The 9,826-nt window shown below is 56.6% G+C and carries 10 protein-coding genes; 5 read left to right on the top strand and 5 right to left on the bottom strand.

Going from position 1 to position 9,826, the window contains the following annotated elements:
• The 3 genes from MPJ51_RS03150 to MPJ51_RS03140 all read right to left on the bottom strand — a co-directional run.
• The coding region (locus MPJ51_RS03150; protein WP_298381624.1) for an SDR family oxidoreductase at positions 1-632 on the bottom strand (632 nt) is incomplete at its 3' end.
• 14 nt (positions 633-646) lie between these two features.
• On the bottom strand, positions 647-1,789 hold the full coding sequence (locus tag MPJ51_RS03145) for a hypothetical protein (RefSeq protein ID WP_298381622.1): 1,143 nt from the start codon (positions 1,787-1,789) through the stop codon (positions 647-649).
• Between the two features lie 2 nt (positions 1,790-1,791).
• Complete coding sequence (locus MPJ51_RS03140; protein ID WP_298381620.1) at positions 1,792-2,937, bottom strand: amidohydrolase/deacetylase family metallohydrolase; 1,146 nt, start codon at positions 2,935-2,937, stop codon at positions 1,792-1,794.
• Positions 2,938-3,113: 176 nt separating this feature from the next.
• Here MPJ51_RS03140 and MPJ51_RS03135 point away from each other — a divergent pair, with 176 nt between their 5' ends.
• Together MPJ51_RS03135 and ugpC are read left to right on the top strand one after the other, a co-directional pair.
• Entirely contained in the window at positions 3,114-3,986 is an 873-nt protein-coding gene (locus tag MPJ51_RS03135; protein WP_298381618.1) for an NAD(P)-dependent oxidoreductase, read from the top strand.
• An 89-nt stretch (positions 3,987-4,075) separates the two neighbouring features.
• Entirely contained in the window at positions 4,076-5,143 is a 1,068-nt protein-coding gene (ugpC, locus tag MPJ51_RS03130; RefSeq protein WP_298381616.1) for a sn-glycerol-3-phosphate ABC transporter ATP-binding protein UgpC, read from the top strand.
• A gap of 60 nt (positions 5,144-5,203) precedes the next feature.
• Here the strand turns inward: ugpC and MPJ51_RS03125 are convergent, their stop codons facing one another.
• Positions 5,204-5,989 (bottom strand): SDR family NAD(P)-dependent oxidoreductase, encoded by a 786-nt coding sequence (locus MPJ51_RS03125; protein WP_298381615.1) that lies wholly within the window; start codon positions 5,987-5,989, stop codon positions 5,204-5,206.
• Positions 5,990-6,064: 75 nt separating this feature from the next.
• Positions 6,065-7,285 (bottom strand): sugar ABC transporter substrate-binding protein, encoded by a 1,221-nt coding sequence (locus tag MPJ51_RS03120; protein WP_298381613.1) that lies wholly within the window; start codon positions 7,283-7,285, stop codon positions 6,065-6,067.
• Positions 7,286-7,624: 339 nt separating this feature from the next.
• Between MPJ51_RS03120 and MPJ51_RS03115 the strand changes: the two genes are divergently transcribed.
• The 3 genes from MPJ51_RS03115 to MPJ51_RS03105 all read left to right on the top strand — a co-directional run.
• Positions 7,625-8,509, top strand: coding sequence for a sugar ABC transporter permease (locus tag MPJ51_RS03115; protein WP_298381611.1), 885 nt, complete (start codon positions 7,625-7,627; stop codon positions 8,507-8,509).
• Between the two features lie 8 nt (positions 8,510-8,517).
• Positions 8,518-9,330, top strand: coding sequence for a carbohydrate ABC transporter permease (locus MPJ51_RS03110; RefSeq protein ID WP_298381609.1), 813 nt, complete (start codon positions 8,518-8,520; stop codon positions 9,328-9,330).
• Positions 9,279-9,826: MurR/RpiR family transcriptional regulator (locus MPJ51_RS03105; RefSeq protein ID WP_298381606.1), on the top strand; the 548-nt coding region annotated here is incomplete at its 3' end. The genes MPJ51_RS03110 and MPJ51_RS03105, both read left to right, overlap by 52 nt.

The raw sequence follows: 9,826 nt of genomic DNA, 5'->3' as shown, positions 1-9,826 counted from the left end.
TACCATTTTGCAAGTTTCTCGAAAACCTGCGGGTCTTTCTCCAAACGCATGCGCCAGCTGACGGCGTCGGTTCGGACCGATCCCGGCAGGACTGCGTTACAGCGAATGCCAAAAGCGCCGTATTCGCTGGCAACGGATTGCGTCAGGTTGAGAACGGCAGCCTTGGCCGCGCTATAGGCCGGGCTTCCGAAATAGCGCACGCCGTTGACCGACGCGATATTGACGATTGCACCGGCGCGCCTTGCCTTCATCGCCGGCAGCACCGCCCGTATGCAATTGTAAGGCCCGTTCAGGTTCACGTCGATCTCACGATTCCAAAGCTCGGCGGCGATCTCATCCAGGCTTCCGGCAAAACTATACGCGGCGTTGTTCACCAGCACATCCACTTCACCAAGGGCTTTCTCGGTTTCGGCGATCGCCGATTCGACCTGCGCCAGATCGGTAATGTCCGCCTCGACAAAGCATGCGCGCCCACCTGCGGCCTCGATATCCTTGGCTTTCGCCGCGCCGGTCTGCGCGTTGATTTCCAGAACCGCAACTGCGGCCCCTTCGGAGGCGAGTTTCTCTGCAATTGCCGCGCCAATCCCATGCCCTGCACCTGTGACCAGAGCGACCTTGTTTGCATACCTCATGTGACCCTCACCTCTCAGGTCAGGGCGGCGCGAATCCAGTCGAGGGATTGCAGCCGCATGTGACCATAGTTGTAGAATGAAATTGATTTGGCGCCCTGCCCTTTCAGCATTTGAACGGCGGCGCGCACCTGGGACGCATCCGTCAGATTCGGATAGGAAGGACGAAGGATGTAGCCCAGATTGTCCGACCCCCTGACCAGTTCCCGGGTTTTGACGATGTCGTCTGTCATCGCGGAAACGCCGTTCTGGTAGCTGGGAATTTCCAACGCATCCGCCACCCGGGACAGCGCGGCCAGATCGGAGCCTTCAGTCAGGCACAATGCGTTTGGCGATTGCGTCGTTGGGATAATCGACAACCGCACATCCCGCGGCATTTCGGACCGAATGCGTCGAACAAGAGACGTGACCTGCTCTGCCCGCCAAGTATGAAATGCACGCCATTCCGGATCGGCCAAAGGGTCGAACCCGGGTTCGGTGCCATCGGCAAAGAACCTTTCCAGAGCGTCGGCAGCCATCGTTTTCAACGCGTCGAACCCGATCCCGCAGGACGTGGCCCCCAGCTTGCAGGCATCACAGAAACACAAACCCAGCAACGTCTCCGTCGAAGCGGTCAGCTCGATCAACTCAAATTCATGGTGGTGACCATGTCGGAACGCCTGCCATCCCGGTGTTTCAACCGAAACCTCGGCCACGGGCTGATTGCGCGCAATGTCACAGCACAGCGCAGTCAGGAAGTTCCGGACATCCGGCTGCGACGCGCAAAGCGAGTTGAACAGCGGGTCGCCAAACACCGTGCGCGCGGTCAGGTCCGGATGTTGCTGCCCCAGCGGAGTGTTGTGTAGCCCGACAGTCCAGGCGATACGCTCAAGATCGGGTGCTGTTTTCGCGAGAACCGAAAGGGGATCAAAGTCCTTGATCAGGTCAGCGACCCGAGGCTTTATCCGACCATAAAGACTGGGGTCCGGGTGGAAATATACGGTCCCGTCCTGCGGAAAATACACTTTCCCGGATGACCCGTGCGGGCGCAAAAACTTACCGGCGTGGTACGAGGTCGCAAGGTGGATCGCCGATATGCCCGCATCACCCAAACGCGCAACGAGTGCTGACGCACCCGCATCCTTCAGATCCCACGGATAAAGATAGATCCCTGCGCGCATGCCTAACCTCCCGACGTTGGCCATACGTGACCGCCCACCACCATTTCGGAACAGGACAAATACCGATCTACGCTGCGTCGCACGCCGATAGCATCCACAAACTCTGTCGCGTCTTCGCGAATATCGAGAATTGCAACATCCGCGCGGGCACACGGTGCAAGCGTCCCCAGATCAGGACGTCGCAGAATGGCCGCAGGGGTTGCCGTTGCCGCGCGGATCACGTCCGGCAGTTCCATACCCATGGACCAGAATTTGTTCATCACCGACAACACATCAAAGGCCGGGCCGTTTTCGCACAGCACATGGACATCGCTGCTGATGATGTCCGGCGGAAAACCATGATCCAAGGCCGCTTCGCCCGCTTCAAACCCGAACCCGCCATAGCCATGACCCACATCGAACAGCACCCCCCTTTCGCGCGCCTTCCAGTATTCGGCTTTGACCGCACCCTGACTATCAACGGCTGAGTTTGGGAACGGGCGCAGAAAATGCGTCAGGATATCGCCGGGACGAAGCAAATCCAGTATTTGCCGACCCCCCGGAGGCGGAAAGTCGATATGCGACATCACCGGCAATCCCAGTTGATCGGCGATGTCCAATGCCACCTCAAGCGGCGCGATCCCCTGATCGCCACCGGCCTTCTGGCCGACCCGGACTTTCACGCCGCGTACAAAATCCGGAAACTGTTTGGCCACGCGAACGCATTCGCGCGCATCAAGCAATCTGATGTCGGCACATTCACCGATCATGACGCTTTCCGAGAACCCGAAAATACCGGCGAAAGATACGTTGATGTAGGCCAGAATGGTCAAATCCGTCTGCTGCGCGATATGGGCGTGAAAGCCTGCCATCGTGCCCGCCCCAGCGCTGCCGGTATCCAGAAATGTGGTGGTGCCACTTCTTCGCGCAACGGGCTCGGGTTTCACGCTCAGGGACGTGCCGCCCCACCACACATGGCTGTGAAAATCGATCAGACCCGGAACCACAATTCCTTGATCCGCATTCAGGACGGGCACAGCCGCACTGGTGCTCAGGCTGGGTCCGAACCCTGTTACCTTTCCGTTTTGCAACAGGATTTCCGCCGGCCCGTCCCAATCCTGAGACGGGTCGATGACCCGGGACGCACGGATGAGCAGCTCTTTCGTCAAATTCCTGTCTTTCCTGGGAAAACCATCTTGGCAGAGCTTACTTTGGCGCGCCGCAGCCCACCAATGTCCTGCGTTCATCCGCCTATCGAACTGCCGCATGGCGGATTGGAAATGACAGGCGATGTTCGACAGAATGAACGGAACAAAGACGGGATTTTGGAAGTAAGGGCCAATCAATGAAGAATGTTCTTGTGACCGGGGGAAGCGGCAAGGCTGGGCGGGCTGTATGCCGCGATCTTGTCGAGCATGGGTATAACGTGCTGAACGTTGATCGCGCTTCGTCCACTGATCCGGTTTGCCCGTTCCTGAAAGTCGATCTGTGCGACTTTGGTCAGACCATGGCGATGATGAACCGCGGTGGCGGCGCGGATTCACCTTTTCGCCCGTTTGGAACCCCTGACGCCATCGTCCATTTCGCGGCCATCCCGGCACCGGAACTGGCGACGGATGATCAGATTTTCCACACCAATATCCTGAGCACATACAACGTCTTCGAAGCCGCCGTTCGTACCGGCATCCGCCGCATTGTCTGGGCGTCCAGCGAAACGACACTGGGGTTGCCGTTCTCGCCCGACAACCCGCCCGCATATGCGCCGGTGGACGAAGATCATCCGATGCGCCCCGAAAGTTCATATTCGCTTTCCAAGGATCTGGGCGAAGAAATGGCCCGGCAATATTGCCGCTGGAACCCCGATCTGACGATGATCGGCCTGCGCCTTTCCAATGTGATGGAACCGGATGGCTATGCGCAGTTTGAAGGGTGGCAGGATGACACGGCACTGCGGCAATGGAACATGTGGGGTTATATCGACGCCCGCGATGCTGCGCAGGCAACGCGCAAGGCGCTGAATGCTGATCTTGTGGGTGCGGACTGTTTCGTGATCGCCAACAGCGACACGACCATGAAACGCAATAGCGCGGATCTTATGGCGGATGTGTTTCCGGATGTGGAACTTCGCACGCCGGTTGATGGCCGTGAAACGCTTCTGTCCATTGCAAAAGCCCGTCGCATATTGGGGTTTGACCCCAAGTATAACTGGTTGGGGTAAGGCCCATTTCACTGGAAAAACCCACCCTGACGTTGTAAAAGTACATATCCGGGGTATTTCTGAACTTTTGGTACACGAGGGAAGGTGACTTGGCCAGAATAGAACTAGATGGGATATGTAAATCCTACGGCGCTTTTCAGGTGCTCAATGACCTGTCGCTGGATATCGAAGAAGGCGAGTTCGTCGTCATTGTCGGCCCCTCGGGCTGCGGCAAATCCACCTTGCTGCGCATGGTTGCCGGTCTCGAAGACATCACGTCGGGCGAGTTGCGCATCGGTGGCAAACGGGCAAATGAATTGCCCGCGCAGAAACGCAACATCGCACTGGTCTTTCAATCCTACGCTCTGTTTCCCCATCTCAACGTGGCCGACAACATCCGGTTCGGCCCACAGGTGCGCGGTGAAGATCGCGCTCTGTCCGAGGAAAAGGTGCATCGCGCCGCAGATATCCTGAACTTGACGCCGTATCTTGATCGGATGCCATCCGAACTATCCGGGGGACAACGTCAACGGGTTGCGATGGGGCGCGCGATTGTGCGGGACCCGAACATGTTTTTGTTTGACGAACCCCTGTCCAACCTTGACGCCCATCTGCGTGTCGAAATGCGCACCGAGATCAAGGCCCTGCAGCGGCAGTTGAAGACAACCACGCTCTACGTGACCCATGATCAGATCGAAGCGATGACCATGTCCGACCGTATCGTGATCATGAACCACGGTAAAATTGAACAGGTGGGCGCCCCGCTTGACCTCTATGACCGCCCCGCCAACAAATTTGTCGCCGGTTTCCTGGGGTCGCCTTCTATGAATTTCATGGAGGCCCGGTACGAACCCGACGCTGACACGGCGAACGCCGTGCTTTCGGACGGACAGAAGATCACGGTTCCGCACGCTGATCTTCACTCGGGCGAAAAGATTATTGTCGGCATCAGGCCGGATGCCTGGCTGCTGCAAGATGCACCGACAAAGCTCACGCTCAGGGTCGATCAGTTTGAACCCACCGGGTCAGAGACCTTGATCTACGGATCATTGGCCGAGGCCGATGTCAAATGTGCCTTTCGCGAGCGTATCGATATCGGATCAGGTCAACCGCTTGAGGTTGGTGTCGATCCCGGAAAAGTACACATCTTTCGGCGCGACAGCGGGCTTCGCGTGTAAAAAAGGGCTGGCGCTGCCAGCCCTTTCCAAGATGGATATCGCGCAAGCGAAATCCGGAGGTTACCACAGGGTATAGCCGCCATCGAAAACGACCCCGGCACCCGTCATATAGCTGGATGCATCACTGGCCAGAAAGACCGCAAGCGCGCCAATCTCGTCGGGTTCGCCCGCACGCCCCATCGGAATGCCGCTGACCAGCTTCTCGATGACTTCGGGGCGCGTTCTGTTCCATTCACGGTTGGCGTCCGTCATGAACAGGCCCGGACATATCGCGTTGACGGTAACACCATGGGGCGCCCAATCGGCGGCGGCGGCCTTGGTGAACTGAAGAACGGCGGCCTTGGACGTTTCATAGGCCCGATCGCCAATACCCCTGTTCGACACGAAAGCATTCATCGATGATATCGAAATGATCCGCCCGCCCGTGCCGCGTTCGATCATGGCCGAGCCCAGGATTTTCGACCCCAGAAAACAGCTCGTCAGATTGGTATCAATCGTCTTCTGCCAACTCGTCAACGACTGATCGACAATAGAGTCCGCGTTCAGACGATTGCCGACATTGTTCACCAGAATATCAACGGGGCCAAAAGTGTCGCGAATATGCTCAAACCCGGCCTGACAGGCTTCGGGTTCGCTCATGTCCAAGGCGACCGTATCAACTTTGCGCCCACCGTGTGCGCGGATGTCTTTCGCTGTCTTCGCAAGCGACTCTTCCGTACGGCCAGTGATGATCACATCGGCACCGGCTTCGGCCATCGCAAGCGCCATGACCCGGCCAAGCCCCCGGCTGGCACCGGTCAAAACCGCCGTTTTGCCATCCAGCCTGAATTTCTCCATATACACCATTTAGGTATCTCTATCCGATTTAAAGGAAATGCGGGCTGGCCAGCATCCCGGCCCAGCCCGCCTTTGTTGTGATGATCAGAAACCGCGCAGCTGGTCGATCTTCGCCGCCGCATCAGTCAGAGCATCTTCTGGGGTCGCATCACCAAGATAGATCGTCTGCAATGCACTGCGGGTGATGTCGATGATCTCATCCCACCGCTCAACCGTTGGCTGGAACTTTGCATAGGCCAGACCGTCGGCAAATGCCTTGATGTCCAGATCTTCCTGATAGACCGGGTCATTGACCACGCTGGTCATCACCGGCAGCAGCCCATCGGCGAGGTTGAACGCCAGCCGGAAATCGTGCTGATAGATAAAGTCCAGGAATTTCTGCACTTCGGGTTTTGCGTCAGAGGTCCGGAACACCGCAACACTATCGGTAATCCCCATCGTAACCTTCTGCGCCTCGACCGGGAATGGCAGGACTGAATAGTTCAGATCCGGCGCTTCGGCCTTGATCTGGGGCACCAGCATCGGGAAGGTGAAGATCGTTCCGATCTTGCCGTTCTTGAACAGGTTGAACACATCCTCGCGGCTGTTTGCCGTCGGTGCGGGCTGTGTATGCCCCGCCGCCACAAGATCGGCATAGACCTGCGCTGCGGCAACGCCCTGCGGGGACGCGATTGCGCTGCGACCTTCCTCATCGAAGATCTCACCGCCAAACGACCACAGGGCATAATAGAAGTAAACGTCGACCTCGTCTTCTTTGCCCGGAAGGCCAAATCCAAAGATGTCGGATTGTTCCGAGATTTTGGCCGAGGTATCGCGCAACTCTTCCCAGGTTGCGGGCGGGGTCATACCTGCGGCCTCGTAGAGGTCATTGTTGACCATCATAGCCCGCGCAGAGGCGGCAATCGGCAGGCCCATCAACTCACCATCGATAACCGAAGGCCCCAGCAATGCCGGAATGAATTTGTCTTTCAGTTCCGGGGTGATCAGGTCATCCATCGGCTCGATCAGCCCCTGGGTCGCAAATTCCTTCAGCCAGATCGAGGCCAGAACGGACATATCCGGCGCGTTATTGCCCGAGATGTCGGTGGTCAGGGTTTGGAGATAGTTGCTCCAGGGGATGACTTCGATGATGACATCAATGTCGGGGTTCTCTGCCTCGAACGCAGCGGCGACCTGTTCAAATGATTTGCGCGTTTCAGCCGAGTACTCACCCAAGGTAAAGCGGATTTCTGCGGCTTGCGCGGACAGCGCAAACGTCGATGCCAAAAGCCCGGAGAAGACCGCACTTCCAATTTTTCGTATCATGATTTTCCCTCCATGTTGACGCGCTTGAACCTGAGCTTGATGGAACAGCATCAACCGCGCATTTTCTAACATAATTACATAAATCGCACAACAATCTATACCTTAAGTACAAAACTCGCGGAGGGCGGAATTACTGAGAATATTCAATATATTGTGGAGATTTTATTGGATTTCAGGGTATCGCAATGCAACATTTGCACTAAATAATTCGCAATTTGCATAACCTCCAGCCTAATTTATCCGGACGATCGACCCAATTAGTAACAAAGTTTCTTTTTTCTTGTAATTCTTACTGAATGGCGACAGCATTCCTGTCGACAACACAGGACAAACCGGCTGATGGCCCAGAAACGTAACACGGCAGTTCCCTATGGGTTGGTGCTCCCTGGCTTCCTGTTTTCAGCAGCCATCATCCTCTGGCCCTTGTTTCAACTGGGGTCGTTGTCTTTTGGCGATGTGAACCGCTTTGGTCAGGTGCTTGGATTTGGTGGTCTCAAGAACTATTCGGCGGTCTTTGTCGACCCCGAGCTTTATGCGTCCCTATGGCGAACGGTGATCTGGACCGTTTCAATTGTGGCCGGCACGTTCATCATCGCGATGCCCACCTCGATTATCCTGCATCGCGACTTTTACGGCCGCAACATCGCCCGCGTCATCATCATGTTGCCCTGGGCAATCTCGCTGGCGATGCTTGCGATCACCGCGCGTCTGGCCTTGAACGGGGAAAGCGGCATGCTGAACTCGGCGCTGATCTTTGCCGGGATCATTGATGAGAATGTCGCGTGGCTGGCATCCTATCGCACCGCGTTTCCCATGCAGATCATCGTTGGCATTCTGGCAACCATTCCCTTCACGACCACAATTTTCCTGGGCGGTCTGTCCTCAATCCCGCAGGACCTGTACGAGGCCGCCAAGATGGAAGGCGCGAATGGCTGGCAAAGGTTCCGGCGCATCACACTGCCAATGATGCGCCCCTTTGTGAATATTGCGGTCGTGCTGAATACAATCTACGTCTTCAATTCCTTCCCGATCATCTGGGTCACCACCCAAGGGGGGCCGGTCAACACCACCGATATTCTGGTGACCTATCTTTACAAAAGCGCGTTTCGGTTTGGCAAAGTGGGTGAGGCCGCGGTGCTGTCGCTGATCATGTTCGCGATCCTGCTGATTTTCAGCCTGATTTACGTCCGCCTCGCAATGAAGAACGAAAGGGGCGCGCAGTGAACAGCAAAATGAAAACGACAATTGTATCCTGGCTGGTTCTGGCACCCTTGCTGGCCTTCTGCCTGTTCCCTTTTGCCGTCATGTTCATGAGCGCGCTGAAACCGCAGACCGAGCTTTACGATCCTCGCTGGATTCCCAGCCGTCTGGCATGGGGCAATTTCATCGAGATGTGGCAGGCCACGAATTTCGGAGTTGCCCTTGGGAACTCTCTTTACATTTCAACGGTCTCCACGGCTCTGACTATTCTCTGTGCAATTCCGGCGGCCTATGCGCTCAGTCGGATGAGGTTTCACGGCAAGCAGGCGTTTCGCGGCTTTCTGCTGGTGTCGCAAATGCTGTCGCCCATTGTGCTGATCCTTGGGCTTTTCAGGCTTCTGGTTCTGGCCGGGGCTCTGGACAGCAAGCTTGCGGTGGCGATGATCAACACCGGGTTCAACATGGCTTTTGCGGTCTGGATGCTGGAAAGCTATTTCTCGACGATCCCGCGCGATCTTGAGGAAGCCGCCTGGATGGAGGGCGCCTCGTCCACGCTGTCGCTGCGGCGCGTATTTCTGCCCCTGGCCATCCCGGCCCTTGTGGTCACCGCGCTGTTCACGTTCGTAAACACCTGGAACGAATTTGTCATCGCCCTGACCAGCCTGCGGAGCGCGGAAAACTACACGTTGCCGATACAGATATTGTCACTGGTGTCCGGGCGATACTCGATTGAATGGCACTATGTCATGGCCGCGACCTTTGTTGCGACCCTGCCGGTTGCCATCGTGTTCGCTTGGCTGCAACGCTATCTCGTGACCGGCTTGACGTCCGGTGCGGTAAAATAAAGCTGACCTTTGGCGAATTGTTGATACAACATCGTGGTGAGCTATCGCAAAAAAAGGACACATGGATGAGGTCGCAAATCGACCAGGACGATGAAGAACAGCTGAGCATTCAAACCGCGCAACGCACCCCTGCCGTGCTGGATCTGATATCAGTGTTACGGCGGACAAATGGTGAGTTTGCTCCGCGTGAACAGCGTGTCGCCGACTTTGTCATGGAAAACCTTGAAGCGGTCAGTCAGATGGTGATTGCCGATCTGGCCGAGGCTTGCAACGTTAGCACGCCGACGGTTATCCGGTTCTGCCGGACACTCGGCTGCGACGGGTATCGTGACTTCAAGATCAAGCTGGCCCGCAATGTTGCGGTCAGCATGCAATATCTCGCACCCAGTCAGGAGTCCTCGGCACCTCGGGACAATTCACCGGTTGATCTGGTGGTCGGCGCGCTGAATTCTGCGCTCGAAAAGACGCGGGCGCAGCTTGACCCGGACGCATTTGA

This window comes from Ruegeria sp. (assembly GCF_028066395.1).
GTDB lineage: Bacteria > Pseudomonadota > Alphaproteobacteria > Rhodobacterales > Rhodobacteraceae > Ruegeria.
The sequence above is the reverse complement of the archived record's forward strand: the minus strand, read 5'-3'. Positions and strand labels throughout refer to the sequence as shown.

What these genes read in the sequence shown, in the direction of transcription:
- MPJ51_RS03115 (WP_298381611.1), top strand. Translation starts at nt 7,625, where the DNA reads ATGGCCCAGAAACGTAACACGGCAGTTCCCTATGGGTTGGTGCTCCCT.
- MPJ51_RS03135 (WP_298381618.1), top strand. Translation starts at nt 3,114, where the DNA reads ATGAAGAATGTTCTTGTGACCGGGGGAAGCGGCAAGGCTGGGCGGGCT.
- MPJ51_RS03110 (WP_298381609.1), top strand. Translation starts at nt 8,518, where the DNA reads ATGAAAACGACAATTGTATCCTGGCTGGTTCTGGCACCCTTGCTGGCC.
- MPJ51_RS03125 (WP_298381615.1), bottom strand. Translation starts at nt 5,989, where the DNA reads ATGGTGTATATGGAGAAATTCAGGCTGGATGGCAAAACGGCGGTTTTG.
- MPJ51_RS03120 (WP_298381613.1), bottom strand. Translation starts at nt 7,285, where the DNA reads ATGATACGAAAAATTGGAAGTGCGGTCTTCTCCGGGCTTTTGGCATCG.
- MPJ51_RS03145 (WP_298381622.1), bottom strand. Translation starts at nt 1,789, where the DNA reads ATGCGCGCAGGGATCTATCTTTATCCGTGGGATCTGAAGGATGCGGGT.